Here is a 15,184-nt window from a genome sequence, read left to right as displayed (position 1 = left end):
GAATTCGTGCTTGCATTCCTGCAACAATGAGAAGAAAGGGTGTTTGTCCGATTATGAAAGCTTGGAGTAACAAGCCTTGGAAGCTGCTGCTTACGCTTGTCTTATTGTCTGTCACGTGGTCTGTGGCAGTACCCGAGGTGCATGCTTCGCCAGTTAATGTTCAGCAAGAGAGCGGCAGCAGGACAAAGCAGGCTATTGTAGAGAAGTGGCTCCAATATCGGCCGCTTGGGACTGATGGGAACTACATGAGCGCGGACAACATCTATGAGACGACACCACAGCTTACCGCGCCATATGCAAAGGGATCCATTAAGCATGAATATATCGAGGATGGCATTAAAGCGGCCAACTTCGTCCGCTACTTAGCGGGGCTGCCGGACGACCTTGAGGCGGACTGGTCAATTGAGGAGCAAGAGCAGGCAGCGGCGCTGCTAAGCGCAGTGAACAATCAGCTGCTGCATGGCCAGGAGAAGCCCGCGGATATGGAGCAATCTCTATTCGATCTAGGCAATGTCGGCACGCAGAGGAGCAATCTGATCAGAGGCAGCAAGACATTCTATAACCATGTTCTTGGCTATATGTCCGATAGTGATGGAGTAAACATCGGCACGGTCGGCCATCGCCGCTGGATACTGAATCCGCTTATGGCGAAGACGATGTTCGGGATGATCTACTCGGCGCCAGATGCGAAAGGAAGCAGCTCACCGTTCGCAGCGATGTATGCGCTTAATCAAGATCGCGACAAAGCAGAGGTCAGCTACGATTATGTCGCATGGCCGTCGGCAGGCTTTTTCCCGCAGGAGTTGTTCGCGACGCGTGACGCTTGGTCCGTTTCGCTCAATACGGATAAGTATGACCGAAAGCGGACGGAAGATATTAAAGTGACGCTCATTCGTGAGCGTGACGGCCGTACGTGGCAGTTTGATTCGAGTAATAAAGATACAGCAGGCAATTACTTCAGCGTCGAGACGAGCGGTTACGGCATTCCTTTCTCTGTTATTTTCCGTCCAGACGATATTGGAGCATTCAGTGAAGACGATACGTTCAAAGTTGCCATTACGGGCTTGTACGATACAGCGGGACAAGCAGCTAAAGTGCAATTCCAAACGACATTCTTCAATCTGTTGTCCTCTCCTATCGCGCGCTATACGATTCAATTACATAAAGGCGAGACGCTGCAGCTTGGTACTCGGTCGGGTGCGCGTACGGATGGAGTGGACTATGTGAGCGGCAATTCCAGCGTTGCGGCAATTGATGCATCGGGCGTCATTAAGGCGGTTGCTCCGGGCAGCACATGGGTATCTGTTGACAGCTACACGGGTATGCTCAATCGCGTCAATATCGTCGTAGCAGACAAAACGGCAACGGAGCAGGTGAGCAAGTGGGCGGTGAAAGATTATGCGCTGGCCAAATCGAACGGGCTTGTCGACAAGCCGCACGACCATTCGTATCAGACACCAATCTCCCGCTACGATTTCGCAGCGCTTGCGATTCAAATGCTGGAGACAGCGACGAGCCAATACTTGTATACGGAGGAGATCGGAATCGGTCATTCTCCGTTCAAGGACGTGGATGATTGGCGTATTACATGGGCGAACTTGAATGGCATTATTCAAGGCACAGGACAAAATAAGTTCTCGCCAACAAACACCATTACACGTGAGCAAGCGGCAACGCTCATGCTGAATGTGTATAAGCAGGCGCAACGGATTCTGGGGAAGGACGAGATCGTATGGGAAGACATACCGAGAACTGTAGCTGCCTTCACAGACGACCGTGCAATCGCGAAGTGGGCGAAGGAAAACGTCTACCGTGCAACGGAGCTGACGATTATGAAGGGCACGGGCAGCAATCAGTTTACGCCAAAGGGCAAGCTGACGTATGAGCAGACCTTCGTGCTGCTGCAGAACGTATTCGACTTGATTGAGAAGCAGAAGAACGTGTAACAATCGATTGATCCTAATGTGAAAAAGGCGATCGCTGCCCGGACTCGTGCCGGTGAGCGATCGCCTTTTTCTAAGGTTGACGAGCGTTAACTTTGTGCCCCCTTGCGCTTAGACAGCAGCAAGTAGAGGAAGAACGGTGCGCCGATTGCGGCAGTGAAGACGCCGGCCGGAATGTCGCTCGGCAGCAGCAGCGTGCGTCCCGCGAGATCGGCGGCAAGCAGCAGCAGCGCACCAACGAGCGCTGCGGTAGGGATGAGTCGACCATATTTCGGGCCGACGAGTCGGCGTGCAATATGCGGTGCCATCAGACCGATGAAGCCGATGCCGCCTGACATGCCGACGGCTGCGCCGGTCAAGCCAACGCTTAGGACGAGCATGAGCAGCCGGACGCGCTGTACCGGTGTACCGATACCGACGGCGAGCTCGTCGCCAAGCTCTAATACGTTCAAGTAACGCGATAGATAGATTGCTGCGAAGAGCAGCACTGCCGCCCAAGGCAGCAGCGTCCAGACATGCATCCATGAGGTGCCGTACAAGGTACCGGTCATCCAGCCGAGTGCTTGCGCTGCCATATAAGGCGGGCCGATCTTGAGCGCGAATGTCGTCAATGCACTCATCGCTGTTGCCAGAGAGATGCCGATAAGGACGAACCGCAGCGGCGAGATTCCTTTGCGCCATGCGGCCGCATAGTTAATCGCTGCGGTGATGAACGCACCGAGGATCGCGAACAGCGGAATCCATTTAATGCTTAGTTGGCCGGCAGCAAACGTTAAGAAAAGAATGGAGGCAACCGTTGCACCGCCGGATATGCCGACCAGATCAGGCGAAGCGAGCGGATTGCGCACGAGTGCTTGTAGAATGGCGCCGGCAGCGGCGAGCGATGCACCGACCAGTACCGCCATAAGGACACGTGGCAGCCGCAGTTTAATAATAATAAGCGATGATGATTCATCCCCTAGTCCAAGGAGTGTCTTCGCTGCAGTGCCAATCGGAATATAGGTGCTGCCAATCGCCACACAGACCGCGACGGCAGCCGCTGCTGCGACAACTAAGATGAGCAGAATCGATGTGAATTTAAGATTGCGCATAGCTTCTCCTTCTGGCCACATAGATGAAGAATGGAACGCCGATCAACGCGGTTGCGACCCCCACAGGCAGTTCTTCTGGCTGCATAATAAACCGGCTGATCGTATCAGCTGCCACCAGCAGTGTTGCACCGAGAACGATCGAATACGGGATAATCCAACGATAGTCGTGACCGACGAGAAAACGGCTAATGTGCGGGATGATGACACCAACGAATGCGATCGGACCAGCAATGGCGACCGATGATCCTGCGAGCAGGACAACAATCGCCGTCAGAATGACGCGGACAAGCCCGATTTTCAGACCAAGGTTGCGAGCTGTTTCCTCCCCCATGCTAAGCACGTTGACCGACTTCGTCATGAGCAGCGCTCCGATGATGCCAATAATCGTATAAGGCAGAACAGCGGTTAGATGGTGCAGATCCCGACCCGATACGGAGCCGACGATCCAGAGCAGAATATCGTCGAGCATCTTGTTCTGCTTGAGCAGTATCCCCATCGTCCACGCCGAGGCGAAGGCAGCGACAGCAGATCCTGCAAGTGTGACGCGAATCGGCGTCTCGCCATTGCTGCGTCCGACTGCACCAAGTGCGAACACGGCTGCTGCCGTAATCGCGGCTCCGGCGAAGGCGATGAGGATGAGCGATGTGTTCGAGAACACGCTTCCTGCAACGGACAATGCGATGACAACGGCAAGCGCCGCACCGGAGTTGATTCCCATTACCGAAGGGGATGCAAGCGGGTTGCGGGTCATCGCCTGCATGAAGGCACCAGCTATCGCGAGACTGGCGCCAACAATGGCAGCGATAGTCATGCGCGGCATTTGTACGTTGCGAATAATCAAATGTTCGTTCGAGCCATCGAAGTGACGATAGGCATCCACGATTTGAGACGGCATAAAAGCATGGCTGCCGCTGAACAGCACGCTGACAACCGCAATCATGAGCATGACAGCAAGGCATAGGAGCAAGAAGCCAATTCGCTGTCCGTTGCTTCTAAGATAATGATTCATGGTGTAGTGACTCCCATATAGAAAAATATCGATTCATGCTAGCAAGGTTCTGTTCAATTGTAGGCATAGTTGAACCAAGCGTCAATGATTCTGAGAATCATTTTCAATATTTTGTTGACAGCCTTTGGCACCTGTACTACTATACTAATGGCTGACGATGATAATCGTTGTCAATTAAGAGGGCTGTCATGATCGGGGTACATACATACAGAGCAGCTAGAAAAGGAAGGTAGAGAAACAATGAAAAGCATGAGAAAAACGTGGCTCGGGATGTTCGCGCTATTGCTCGTATTCGCTATTGTGGCTGCAGGCTGCGGCTCGAAGGATAATAAATCGGATGGTGAGGCTGCGGCTGGCGAGACGAGCAACGCCTCGCAGGAAGAACGTACGATTACCCATGCAATGGGCACAACGAAGCTGACGGGTACGCCGCTGCGTGTTGTGGTTCTGACGAATGAAGGTACAGAGGCACTGCTCGCATTGGGCGTGAAGCCGGTTGGTGCAGTGGAATCGTACGAAGGCGACCCGTGGTATCCGCATATTAAAGACCAGATGGAAGGCGTCCAAGAGCTTGGCGGCGAATCGCAGCCGAATATCGAGCTGATTGCCAGTCTGAAGCCGGACCTTATCATCGGTAACAAACTGCGCCAAGAGAAAGTGTACGACCAACTGAGCGCAATCGCGCCAACGGTCATGTCGGAGACGCTGCGCGGCGAGTGGCAGACGAATTTCAAGCTGTATGCAGAGGCGTTGAACAAGAAGGAAGAAGGCGACAAGCTGCTGGCTGATTTCGATCAGAAAATTGCAGATGCGAAGACGACGCTTGGCGACAAGCTGCAGCAGAAAGTATCGGTCGTACGCTTCATGCCAGACAAGACGCGTATCTACTACAATGAGACGTTCTCGGGCATGCTCCTGGATAAGCTCGGATTTGCACGCCCTGAAGCGCAGTCGAAGGATGGCTTCGCTGACGACGTGAACAAGGATCGCATTCCAGACATGGATGGCGACATTCTGTTCTACTTCATGTACAATCCTGACGGCTCTGACACGACGCAGAAGGTTGCCGACGAGTGGATGAACGATCCGCTGTGGAAGAACCTGTCCGTGGTGAAAAACAACAATGTGCATCAAGTCGATGACGCGATCTGGAACACGTCAGGCGGCATTATCTCCGCTAATACGATGATCGACGAGCTCGTTACTTACTTCAAATAATCCGCATTATGATCGAAGGCCAACCAGCCTGTTCTGGTTGGTCTTTTTAATTCGCATTGGATGGGGTTCTGATCGGGCTGACTGCGTTTTCATGCTGGCTCATCGCTCGCTTGCGATACGCGAGCTTTTCAAGTACGATGAAGGTATTCTTGTTTAATCGTGAAGCAGCCTGCAGGCGCTAGGAGGATAGGCAATGCTCTCATCAGCACATTGGCTTCAATACGGTTCGCTGGCAATGTCGATCATTGCAGGGGTGGCGATTATAACCCTTCGAATGAAGGCTTCGAATAAGCCAACGAATTTGCGCAAAATAATAATTCCACCGCTCGGCATGTCGACCGGCTTCCTTATGTTTGTTGTACCTCAAACACATGTGCCGCTGCTATGGGCGCTGTACGCGCTGGCAGCAGGTGTGCTGCTGTTCGCTCCGCCGCTTATCGCGACGTCGCACTTCGAGCGAATCGGGGAGCAGATTTATTTGCGACGCTCCCGCATGTTTATTTATATCATTATCGGACTTTTCATCGTTCGCATCGCGATGCATGATGTCGTGGAGCGGCATGTCAGCGTTATGCAGACAGGGGCGCTGTTCTTCCTGTTGGCGTTTGGTATGCTCGTCCCGTGGCGGCTTGCCATGATGCTCCGTTACCGACAGCTGCTGAAGAACGACGTACCATCCACTTCCGCATCGACCTAATATGAAAAAGGCATTCTGCCGCGCTTTACGCGTTCGAGCAGAATGCCTTTTTTGTATTTATGGATAAGATCGTTACACCGTTACGGTGCCGCTTGCTGCTGCGCGAGCGTAGGCAAGTGCCTCGGCTACCGTCTCTGGCTTCAGCGCCTCGATGGACATGTCGATGAGCGGCTTGCGTGCGTTCATGCGTTGGATGAAGCTTGCGATGTCATAGGAGCCATGCCCGATGACGGTCTCCGAGATTTTGCCGTCCGGACTGATGTCGAGATCCTTCACATGGGCGAGCACAATGTGATCGCCGAGCAGCTCGAATGCGGAATCGATGATGGCTGCGCGTTGCTCGAACAGCTCCAGTGAACCGTAGATCAGATTGCATGGGTCGAGTACGACACCAAGCGTTGAGGAGGGGACCTCTTCAAGCAGTCGATGCAGATGCGCTGGCGATGCGAGCGTGTGAACGCAAACCGGCTCTAGACCGATTGTAACTCCCCAACGATCCGCTTCCTCTGCCAGCTCGGATACCGTATCGCGAAGGACGGACCAAGCGACCTCTGAGTAGCGGTCTCCCGCCTGCTGCTTCCAGATGTCCGGTCTGCCGGTTTCTGTTGCAACGATGGATGTACCAAAATCGCGCGCAAACCGAATATGTTCCTTGAAGCGGGCAATATCCGCGCGGCGCAGCGCCAAATCGGGCTCGATTGGATTGATGTAGCAGCCGAGAACGCCAATGCGAACGCCATTGCGGTCGAATTGCTCGCCAATATGATTGGCAAGGCCCGGGCTCAAATTACCTGTTGAGGTGTCGATGTCCGCAATGGCTTTGGCCAATGCAAGCTGAACGAAGTCGATACCCGACCGTCCCGCTTCTTCTGCCAGCTCAACGAGCGGCTTACATCCGAATGTGTGTGCTAAAGTTCCGAATCCCATGAGTCACGCTTCCCCCTGTTCATAACAGTGTGATGCTTATTTTGATTGCGTATGTTCAGCCGGTCGGTCAATGGCATGATCAATCGTGACATGCTGTCTGCATTGTACCATACATAGAGCGGGCTGGAATCATACTTTTGACGCTTGTATAGGCTGGGAGGGAAACACATTTGACTTCGGGAAGACAGAGTGGTATCTTTAGCTCATATAGATTGTATGCAATTTAATTGTGAGACATTTAGTTAAATAGGCTTGAAAGGAGGGCGTGACAGTGACAGAAGATTATCCGGTTCAGCTGAAGCTGGAGCATCAGCTATGCTTCGCGCTGTATGCCTGCTCGCGCGAGATGACGAAGCTGTATCGGCCGTTTCTTGATGAGCTCGGACTCACTTACACCCAGTATGTCACGCTGCTCGTCCTGTGGGAGCAGGACAATATGAGCGTGAAGCAGCTTGGCGAGCATCTGCTGCTCGATTCGGGCACACTGACGCCGCTGCTGAAGAAGCTGGAGGCGATGAACCTCGTTGCGCGTGTACGCGATGCGAAGGATGAGCGAAGCGTACTGGTTCAGCTGACGGAGGAGGGCAGAGCGCTCCGGAGCCGCGCGGAGCATATCCCGGAGAACGTATTTTGCCAGGTGGGGCTGACGTTCGAGGAAGGCGGGAAGCTGCGGGAGCGGCTGCAGCAGCTGGTCGAAGAGATGCAGAAACGTTAACAATCGGATGCAGGTATTGTTGGACATGATGTAGAAGTAATGCAATATAAACTACAATTCCGATAGGATATGGAGGAACTAAGATGAGCGTATATGCATTCACGGTGAACAATGTTAAAGGTGAGCCAGTCAGCTTGTCCGATTACAAAGGCAAGGTGCTTGTTATTGTGAACACAGCGAGCAAATGTGGTCTGACGCCGCAATACGAAGGGCTTCAAGCGCTGTATGACCAATACCAATCGCAAGGCCTCGAAATTCTTGGCTTCCCTTGCAATCAGTTCGCCGGTCAGGAGCCGGGCACGAACGACGAGGTTGAAGCGTTCTGCAAGCTGAACTATGGCGTCTCGTTCCCGCTGTTTGCGAAGGTCGACGTTCGTGGCGAGACGGCTATTCCACTGTTCCGTTACTTGTCCGATGCAGCACCTTTCGAAGGATTCCCAGAGGGCGGCGAACGGTTGAAAGCGAATTTGGAGAAGCACAATCCTCAGCTTCTGGAGGATAACGATCCGAAATGGAACTTCACGAAGTTCGTCGTTGACCGCGAGGGCAACGTCGCAGCACGCTTCGAGCCAAGCGTAGCGCCGGCGGAACTCGAAGCAACGATCAAGCAGCTGCTCAAATAAGCTGATTATAGAAAGTAGAACAAGCCGCAGGCGGCCGCCTGCGGCTTGTTTGTATTTTGACGAGTGACTAGACCGATTAGACCTCCCACCACGATACTGTCGCCGTATTGGCCATCACCCCAGCAACGGAGAGCGAGGAGCTGACGTTCATTGTAAACGTCTGGTTCGGCGGGACGATCAGACTCCCTGCGAAAGGTAGCGTGAACATGCCTGGCGTCAGGGCATAGGACAGGAGTGCGGTCGCCCCGGTTGGAGCAGAGGTTGAGGAGTGTGCCGTCATGCTGCTCGTCGCGCCGCTGCCGAATTTGGTGCTGAACGGCGTGACCGTCGCAGGTGATGTCAGCGTACCGCCGCTGTACAAGGTGATACTGCCGCTGAAGCTGGACAGCAGACTAAGGGATACGTTAATGCCGCCTGTGATGCTCGATATGTACATCGTTCGGCCGCTTCCCGAAGGGTTGCTGATCTGCAGCGTGATGATGACCGAGCCGCCGAGGAGTCCTAAGGTGCCCGAGTTGCTGGCGGTTGCAATAAACTCGCGGTTGTTCGTTGCGGCGTCCATATCGGTGGGCGACATCATACCGGGCTCTGTGTAATTGTTCGTAAGCTGTCCGTAGAAGGAGCTGTTGGATTGATCGAATACAAAATAGTTCGGCATTCTACGTCTCCCACCACACGAGATTGAGCGAAGCTGTGACAGAGCCAGTGCCTGCGGTTACCGTCAGCGTCTGGTTTGCTGGCACAATAATGGAGCCATTGAACTCAACGACGTAAATGTCGGCGGCCGTTGCGGTGAAGAAGGTCGCAGGTGTTCCGCCGAGTGTGCCGGTATTTTGCTTCGTCGTCACAACGCTTGTCGTTGCGCTGCCTAGATAGGCGTTTACTGGCGCAGGTGTCGTGCCGCCGGTAATCGTTCCGCTTGAAGCAATCGTTAACGTAATGGTGTTGGAGGCGCCGCCTGCAACGCGCGACAAATACACGGTTCGTCCGCTGCCGGATGGATTCGTAATCTGCAGCAGCAGGCTGACGCCGGAGCCGACGCTTACGTTGCCGGTTGTTAAGCAGAATAAGCGCTGATTGTTAGAGGCGTCATATTCGGCAGGCGCAATAATGACGGGGGATACGTATCCGTTGTTCGTAAGCATATAGACAGGGCTGTTCTCGTTATTGAATACGGAATTGTTGGTCATTAGTCGTGAGCCCCTTTCCGGCAGAACGGAGCATGAAGAGAACTTGAAGGGTACCTGGGAGGGTGATAAGCGCATGATTGTCCCGCTGCGAAGGTTAGTCCTACAGGTTATGCTTACGAGCTGCTCTGCGTTTCGGACATCGGTGGACAACAGGCGTAATCGGGCGCCTCTCGGTGATGGCTCGCCTATGCAGGGACGGCAGATGCCGTTACTCACCGATAGGAAAGCTCATAAACTATCGGAGCATGGACGTCGAGGGGAAGATGGTATGACTAGTGCACACAGCCGCTGTCGTAGAGGGAGCCCGACTCATTCCTCCCCGAAGCGTAAGCATCGAAGCAGCTGTCAGCCCGCGGATCATAAATGCAGCACAAAGAAGCGAGCCGGGCGCAGCTTATTTATTGAACAAATATTCCCGCATGTGCAAACAACACCTGATTATGCGCCGCTGCCGACGCAGATTACGACGCATCTGGCGGTATACTCCTACGCCATCATCAATGAGGGTGATGCTCCTGCGGTAATTCAAGCTCAGGTCGGGCCCGACGGGAAACATTTTGCTGCTGATGTGGAGGAGACGATACTGCCTGGCGAGACCGGTGTTATTGCGATTGCCCGTTTCTTGCGCTTCACGAGGCTGGCGATTCGCTCTCTTCACGCAGATAAGCCAACGACGGTCTCCGTGTATTTTCAAGCGCAGACGGTAAGGTGAAGCTTCTTGGACGTCCGTCGGATTATGGTAGATAAAGGTGATGAGGAATGCCGAACTTTTCATCGTTCAACCCGAACCCGGATAATTTGCGTGCGCTAATATTCGGGCGGGATGAGACGCAGGAGCCGCAAGCGCTGGCGACAGACACAAGCGGTAATTTGCTCAGCGTTATTATGGATGGTACGATCAGCAACATTTCGATCCAAAGCGCGACGATTACGACAGGTACGATCGAGAGCGTCATGGGCGCGACGATCACAGCAGGCACGATTAACAGCGTGCTAGGCGCGACGATCACGGCGGGAACGATCAACAGCGTGCTAGGAGCGACAATCACAGCGGGCACGATCAATAGTGTGCTTGGTGCGACAATCACAGCGGGCACGATCAATAGTGTGCTTGGTGCGACAATCACAGCGGGCACGATCAATAGTGTGCTCGGAGCGACGATCACGGCGGGAACGATCAACAGCGTGCTAGGCGCGACGATCACGGCGGGAACGATCAACAGCGTGCTAGGCGCGACGATCACGGCAGGTACGATCAATAGTGTGCTTGGAGCGACGATCACAGCGGGAACGATCAATAGTGTGCTCGGAGCGACGATCACGGCGGGAACGATCAATAGTGTGCTTGGTGCGACAATCACAGCAGGCACGATCAATAGTGTGCTCGGAGCGACAATCACAGCGGGAACGATCAATAGTGTGCTCGGAGCGACAATCACAGCGGGAACGATCAATAGTGTGCTCGGAGCGACGATCACGGCGGGAACGATCAATAGCGTGCTCGGAGCAACGATCACAGCCGGTACGCTCAGCAGCGTAACGTCGATCTCGCAGAAGAGCTTCCAAGAGATTAGCAACCTCAATGTCACGACAGCCAATGCATATACGGGACTCGCAACCGTAACGACGAGTGTATTCGGCACGTACTCCTTCTTTGTTTACAATGTCGGTCCAGGTACGAACAAAGCGGATGCTAGAGTAGAGATCAGTGCCAACGGTACGAACTGGTATGCAGATACGTCGACAACAACGGGCATCGCAGTTGGATCGGTTGACGTGCTTGTGCCGCAGCGGTTTTTGAAATATACGCGTCTGGCATATCGTTCGAGTGCGACGGGCAACCCAACGACGATCGACGTTTATTTCAACGGACAGGGAACCTGATAACGGAGGGGTGACAGTATGCTGCTTGGCGTTCATCTGATCGTGCGCAATGAAGAGCTTCATCTGGCGCGATGTCTAGACAGCATCCGGTCATGGGCGGATGAGCTAGTCGTTGTCGATACCGGTTCCACCGACCAGACCGTGCAAATAGCGGCTTCGCGTGGTGCACATGTCGTGCATGCGGCGTGGGCGGACGATTTTGCTCAGACACGTAATATCGGAATTGGACAGGCGCGGACGCTCTGGATACTGGTGCTTGATGCAGATGAGCGTCTGGCTGAGGATACGGACATGCAGCAGCTGCGAAACACACTTCTTCACTCGAAAGAAACGGCTTATCGTGTTGTCATCGAGAATGAATTCGGGCATATGGCGGGTCAAAATATCCGAAATGAAGCGGTTCGCTTATTTCGTGCCGATCTAGGCTATCGCTACATCGGCGCTATTCATGAGCAATTGGTGGCGGGTGAACCTGGAACGTGGCGGGATGTGGACGGCCCGTTGTCGGGCGTGCGTCTTGTACATGATGGGTACGAGCCCGGCGAGCTTGCTCGCAAGCAAACGGCTAAGCGTAACGAACGTATGATTCGCAAGCAGTTGGATAAGCAGCCCGACAGCCCATTCCACTGGTACAACCTTGGAGTAACCCTTATTCAACAGTCGAAAGCGGCGGAAGCATCCGCCGCTTTCGCGCGGGCAAGAGCCACTGCTGCGCCTGATGTCCCGTTCCGTCCATCCCTTATGCTGGACAGCGCGCGTCTCATGCTCGCATTAGACGAGGAAGAGTCTGCGCTCGAACTGCTTGCTCGTGAGACAGAGCGTTACCCGGATTATGCGGACCTGCAGCTGCTCTATGGGGAATGCTTATACCGGCAAGGTGCATGGCTGGAAGCGAAGCAGGCGCATTTGGCGGCGATAGAAGCGGGTCAGGCGAATACGGGACAATACTTAACTGAAGAAGGAGCTGCAAGCTATAAGGCGTGCACGGCACTTGCAGGCTTGGAGCGGCGGCTTGGCAATCGGCAGGAGGCTGCGCGCCGCTATGAGCAGGCGCTTGTGGCCATGCCGGGTTGGCCGCAGGCTCTCGAAGGCTTGGCAGAGCTGCTGCATGAGGCGGGTGGCAGCGATGGCGCTATAGCTCAGACGCTTATCAGCTATGCAGGCATAGAGACTGAGGGGAATTATGCGCTGGGAAAGACAGGTCGTATCGGTGAACGGCTGTGTTCGCTTGCGCATGCGTTGACGCTCATTGGTGCGTATTCCTCAGCTGTCCCGCTATGGAGACGGGTGACAGCGGATTATCCCGGTGCGGCAGCTGCACCTGCTGCTATCGCCTCCTTCTCGGTCTGCCTCATTCGTACTGGGCAATACGCCGAGGCGGGAGAGCTGCTTGTTGATCCGGCGGGGCGATCGGAGCCAATTTCTATGGAAGCGGGAATCGACTGGTCGCTGTGCTGTTGGATGGAAGGACGACGCTTGCCTCCTGCATCGGAACGGTTGCTGGATCACTCTACGCTGCAGTTATGCCAAGCGGCAGAGAAACGACTTCTTGGACATCGTTATGCGACGGGAGATAGGACTGCGGAGGAAGGCAGCGTGGAAGCTGCTGATCGTGCGGAAATGATCATGGACCGTGCTGTATCGCATGGTCTGCTGCGTATCGGGGAGCGGCTGGCGGTATCCGAGGAGCGGTTTGCCGCATCCTTGCATCGACATGGCTATACGAAGGCTGCGGCCGACCGTCTGCTTCGTATAATGGGAACGAATCAATTAGGCGTATTGGGGCTGCGTACGCTTGGCGAAATGCTGTATGGCAGACGGCTATATAGCGAGGCGCTATCGCTGTATGAACGGGCGGTGCAGCATGAGTCGGATGACGAGCGCGCGCGGCTGGGGGCAGCGGCGGCAAGCTTGCGGTTAGCTGCACAGGCATTGATGGAGCGGGAAGAGGAGCGATCCGCTGCCGCATGGCTGACGGAGGAGCGGAAGAGGATCGAGATGGCGGCCATTCGGCTGGAGGGTCTAGGCTGGCGAACGACTCGCAATGGTGCACAAAGGAGGCGAATGGGCGATGGCGGCGCGGCGGAAGCTGATTTCCTTATGCATGATCGTGAAGGATGATGAGCAGGGGCTTGCACGTTGTTTGCGCAGTGCGCAGGGGGTCGTCGATGAGGCGATTGTCGTCGTCGATTCGAGCTCTATCGATGGAAGTGCCGACGTTGCACGCCGATTTGGTGCGAAGGTCATCGAACGGGCGTGGACGGGGGATTTTGCCGCGGCTCGCAATGCAGGGCTTGATGCCGCACAGGGAGAGTGGATTCTGATCCTCGATGCGGATGAAGAGCTGTCGGAGGGAGCGTCGGCGAGCCTGCGGAAGCTTGCGCTCCATGGAGAAGAGGCGGCTGGGTGGCTGCTGCCGGTCTGGAATCTGCTTGGCAATGACGAAGAGGACGGCGTGACGATCAACCCGGTGCTCCGGCTTTTTCGGAATGCGCCGCTTCACCGCTTCGAAGGACGTATTCACGAGCAAATCGCAGTGTCCATTCTTCGTGCCAATCCGAATGCACGGCTTGCACTTGGGGAGACGGTTATCCGGCACTATGGCTATCAGCCATCCGTCGTTGCAGAGAGGGACAAAATCCGGCGCAACATGCTGCTGCTGCTGCAGGCAGTTGAAGAGGAGCCGGACGATCCGTTCCACCGATACAACTTAGGCGTAGAGTTTCTTCGTGCGGGCAGGCCGCAGGATGCGCTCGAATCATTCCGCGAAGCGAGGAGGACACCTTCGTTCACGCAGCTCAGCTATGCACATCTCGTGTTCAAATATGAGGCGCGGAGCTTGCAGACGCTCGGCAGATGGAAGGAAGCGGCTGAAGCCGCAGAGGAAGGGGTACGGCTCTATAGCGATTATGCCGATTTGTGGCATACGCTTGCGGAATCGCTGTCTCGTATAGGGCGCCGGCGCAGTGCGATTATGGCGGCATGTTATGCGCTGCGGCTTGGTCAGCCGAAAGGGATTTACCATACAGAAGATGGGATGGGCACGCATCGTACGGCATATTTGCTGGGCATTTTGTACGAAACAGCTGGCAGCTACGATGCGGCAGCCCACTGGTATAGCGAGACGCTTCGCATGAAGCCGAGTTTGATGCCGCCGCTGCATCGGTTGTGCCGGATGTTTCGGGTCGTCGATCGCGGCAGTGAACTGCCCGTACTGCTTGAACGAAGATTCACCGTGTCGACAGAAGAGGCTGGTGTCAAAATCGCATCGGTGCTGCTCGACAGCGGCTGTACGGCGGAGGCTGTCGCCTGGCTTCGGCGTAGAGCGATCGAGCCTGCATGGGGAGCGGCGTCCACAGCATGGCTTGCGCTCGCGGAAGCTTCGCACGCTGCAGCGGAAGGGTGTTTTGCAGATGCGCGGCGAAGGGCGGAACGGATGCTTGCTGCTGCGGGGGCGGCCATATCGTCGGCCGAGGAAGCGGGAGCTTACTCTGCCGCTGCAGCGTACGAGCGGTTAGTGTCGTTGCTGCAATGGCTCGGGGTGGTTGAGAAACGTTCGGTAGTTGCGGAGGGTGCAGCATCGTATACGAGTGGGGCGGTGGCCGTGGATGATGCTGCGGGCTTTGGTCTCGCCCCTGTTATGGCGGGAATTGTAAGTAAGCGCGACACAGGTATGCTGGAGCAGGTACTGCGGAATGCCTTAACAAGTGTAGCAGATGGCTGTGATGCCACCGCTCAGTATGGTACAGCGGCGCTGATGACCCATGCGGACCAGCATATGCGGGAAGTGGAGAGGCTGCTGACGGTTCGCTCGGCTTCATCGGCCTCTAAGCAAGTGCTGCGTTCTGCTCGGCTGCTGCTCGCTGGCTGCGAGCGAGGGGACTAAG

The 15,184-nt window shown here is 55.1% G+C and carries 14 protein-coding genes; 9 read left to right on the top strand and 5 right to left on the bottom strand.

The features are described 5' to 3' along the window. Positions 1–53 precede the first annotated feature (53 nt). Positions 54–1,946, top strand: a complete 1,893-nt coding sequence (locus tag DFQ01_RS01155; protein ID WP_110042042.1) for an S-layer homology domain-containing protein — start codon at positions 54–56, stop codon at positions 1,944–1,946. An 86-nt stretch (positions 1,947–2,032) separates the two neighbouring features. Here DFQ01_RS01155 and DFQ01_RS01150 read toward each other — a convergent pair whose 3' ends face one another. Together DFQ01_RS01150 and DFQ01_RS01145 are read right to left on the bottom strand one after the other, a co-directional pair. Beyond that, the gene (locus DFQ01_RS01150) at positions 2,033–3,034 is read right to left on the bottom strand and encodes a FecCD family ABC transporter permease (protein ID WP_110042041.1); all 1,002 of its coding nucleotides are present in this window, start codon (positions 3,032–3,034) and stop codon (positions 2,033–2,035) included. Continuing rightward, positions 3,021–4,043: a FecCD family ABC transporter permease gene (locus tag DFQ01_RS01145; RefSeq protein ID WP_110042040.1), complete on the bottom strand. Its 1,023-nt coding sequence runs from the start codon at positions 4,041–4,043 to the stop codon at positions 3,021–3,023. Before DFQ01_RS01145 ends, DFQ01_RS01150 begins: the two co-directional genes overlap by 14 nt. A 240-nt stretch (positions 4,044–4,283) precedes the next feature. On the opposite strand from DFQ01_RS01145, the gene DFQ01_RS01140 reads away from it, so the two are divergent. Both DFQ01_RS01140 and DFQ01_RS01135 read left to right on the top strand, forming a co-directional pair. After that, the gene (locus tag DFQ01_RS01140; RefSeq protein WP_110042039.1) at positions 4,284–5,261 is read left to right on the top strand and encodes an ABC transporter substrate-binding protein; all 978 of its coding nucleotides are present in this window, start codon (positions 4,284–4,286) and stop codon (positions 5,259–5,261) included. Positions 5,262–5,454: 193 nt separating this feature from the next. Then, positions 5,455–5,958, top strand: coding sequence for a CcdC family protein (locus DFQ01_RS01135; RefSeq protein ID WP_110042038.1), 504 nt, complete (start codon positions 5,455–5,457; stop codon positions 5,956–5,958). A 72-nt stretch (positions 5,959–6,030) separates the two neighbouring features. Here DFQ01_RS01135 and DFQ01_RS01130 read toward each other — a convergent pair whose 3' ends face one another. Continuing rightward, positions 6,031–6,885 carry a sugar phosphate isomerase/epimerase family protein gene (locus tag DFQ01_RS01130; RefSeq protein WP_110042037.1) on the bottom strand — a complete coding sequence of 285 codons (855 nt, stop codon included), beginning with the start codon at positions 6,883–6,885 and terminating at the stop codon, positions 6,031–6,033. A 271-nt stretch (positions 6,886–7,156) separates the two neighbouring features. Between DFQ01_RS01130 and DFQ01_RS01125 the strand changes: the two genes are divergently transcribed. Both DFQ01_RS01125 and DFQ01_RS01120 read left to right on the top strand, forming a co-directional pair. Then, positions 7,157–7,600 carry a MarR family winged helix-turn-helix transcriptional regulator gene (locus DFQ01_RS01125; protein ID WP_219993686.1) on the top strand — a complete coding sequence of 148 codons (444 nt, stop codon included), beginning with the start codon at positions 7,157–7,159 and terminating at the stop codon, positions 7,598–7,600. Between the two features lie 83 nt (positions 7,601–7,683). Continuing rightward, positions 7,684–8,223, top strand: a complete 540-nt coding sequence (locus DFQ01_RS01120; RefSeq protein WP_110042036.1) for a glutathione peroxidase — start codon at positions 7,684–7,686, stop codon at positions 8,221–8,223. Positions 8,224–8,299: 76 nt separating this feature from the next. On the opposite strand, the gene DFQ01_RS01115 is transcribed toward DFQ01_RS01120, so the two are convergent. Together DFQ01_RS01115 and DFQ01_RS01110 are read right to left on the bottom strand one after the other, a co-directional pair. Continuing rightward, entirely contained in the window at positions 8,300–8,881 is a 582-nt protein-coding gene (locus DFQ01_RS01115) for a hypothetical protein (protein WP_110042035.1), read from the bottom strand. Between the two features lies 1 nt (position 8,882). Further along, positions 8,883–9,413, bottom strand: coding sequence for a hypothetical protein (locus DFQ01_RS01110; protein ID WP_110042034.1), 531 nt, complete (start codon positions 9,411–9,413; stop codon positions 8,883–8,885). 268 nt (positions 9,414–9,681) lie between these two features. Here DFQ01_RS01110 and DFQ01_RS01105 point away from each other — a divergent pair, with 268 nt between their 5' ends. The 4 genes from DFQ01_RS01105 to DFQ01_RS01090 are packed head-to-tail and all read left to right on the top strand — an operon-like array spanning position 9,682 to position 15,183. Then, complete coding sequence (locus DFQ01_RS01105) at positions 9,682–10,125, top strand: DUF6385 domain-containing protein (RefSeq protein ID WP_110042033.1); 444 nt, start codon at positions 9,682–9,684, stop codon at positions 10,123–10,125. A 47-nt stretch (positions 10,126–10,172) separates the two neighbouring features. Next, entirely contained in the window at positions 10,173–11,297 is a 1,125-nt protein-coding gene (locus tag DFQ01_RS01100; RefSeq protein WP_245946470.1) for a DUF6385 domain-containing protein, read from the top strand. Between the two features lie 18 nt (positions 11,298–11,315). Continuing rightward, positions 11,316–13,418 carry a glycosyltransferase family 2 protein gene (locus tag DFQ01_RS01095; RefSeq protein ID WP_110042032.1) on the top strand — a complete coding sequence of 701 codons (2,103 nt, stop codon included), beginning with the start codon at positions 11,316–11,318 and terminating at the stop codon, positions 13,416–13,418. Then, positions 13,369–15,183 carry a tetratricopeptide repeat-containing glycosyltransferase family 2 protein gene (locus DFQ01_RS01090; RefSeq protein WP_174812880.1) on the top strand — a complete coding sequence of 605 codons (1,815 nt, stop codon included), beginning with the start codon at positions 13,369–13,371 and terminating at the stop codon, positions 15,181–15,183. Before DFQ01_RS01095 ends, DFQ01_RS01090 begins: the two co-directional genes overlap by 50 nt. The last annotated feature ends 1 nt before the right edge of the window (position 15,184 follow it).

It is taken from the genome of Paenibacillus cellulosilyticus (genome assembly GCF_003182255.1).
Lineage (GTDB): Bacteria > Bacillota > Bacilli > Paenibacillales > Paenibacillaceae > Paenibacillus_T > Paenibacillus_T cellulosilyticus.
Note: the sequence above shows the minus strand (reverse complement) of the source record. Positions and strands in the feature narration are given on the sequence as shown.

Excerpts from the sequence above, each read along its gene's own strand:
- DFQ01_RS01140 (WP_110042039.1), top strand. The coding sequence starts at position 4,284 with ATGAAAAGCATGAGAAAAACGTGGCTCGGGATGTTCGCGCTATTGCTC.
- DFQ01_RS01105 (WP_110042033.1), top strand. The coding sequence starts at position 9,682 with ATGACTAGTGCACACAGCCGCTGTCGTAGAGGGAGCCCGACTCATTCC.
- DFQ01_RS01100 (WP_245946470.1), top strand. The coding sequence starts at position 10,173 with ATGCCGAACTTTTCATCGTTCAACCCGAACCCGGATAATTTGCGTGCG.
- DFQ01_RS01150 (WP_110042041.1), bottom strand. The coding sequence starts at position 3,034 with ATGCGCAATCTTAAATTCACATCGATTCTGCTCATCTTAGTTGTCGCA.
- DFQ01_RS01115 (WP_110042035.1), bottom strand. The coding sequence starts at position 8,881 with ATGCCGAACTATTTTGTATTCGATCAATCCAACAGCTCCTTCTACGGA.
- DFQ01_RS01095 (WP_110042032.1), top strand. The coding sequence starts at position 11,316 with ATGCTGCTTGGCGTTCATCTGATCGTGCGCAATGAAGAGCTTCATCTG.
- DFQ01_RS01135 (WP_110042038.1), top strand. The coding sequence starts at position 5,455 with ATGCTCTCATCAGCACATTGGCTTCAATACGGTTCGCTGGCAATGTCG.
- DFQ01_RS01130 (WP_110042037.1), bottom strand. The coding sequence starts at position 6,885 with ATGGGATTCGGAACTTTAGCACACACATTCGGATGTAAGCCGCTCGTT.
- DFQ01_RS01090 (WP_174812880.1), top strand. The coding sequence starts at position 13,369 with ATGGCGGCGCGGCGGAAGCTGATTTCCTTATGCATGATCGTGAAGGAT.
- DFQ01_RS01120 (WP_110042036.1), top strand. The coding sequence starts at position 7,684 with ATGAGCGTATATGCATTCACGGTGAACAATGTTAAAGGTGAGCCAGTC.
- DFQ01_RS01145 (WP_110042040.1), bottom strand. The coding sequence starts at position 4,043 with ATGAATCATTATCTTAGAAGCAACGGACAGCGAATTGGCTTCTTGCTC.
- DFQ01_RS01155 (WP_110042042.1), top strand. The coding sequence starts at position 54 with ATGAAAGCTTGGAGTAACAAGCCTTGGAAGCTGCTGCTTACGCTTGTC.
- DFQ01_RS01110 (WP_110042034.1), bottom strand. The coding sequence starts at position 9,413 with ATGACCAACAATTCCGTATTCAATAACGAGAACAGCCCTGTCTATATG.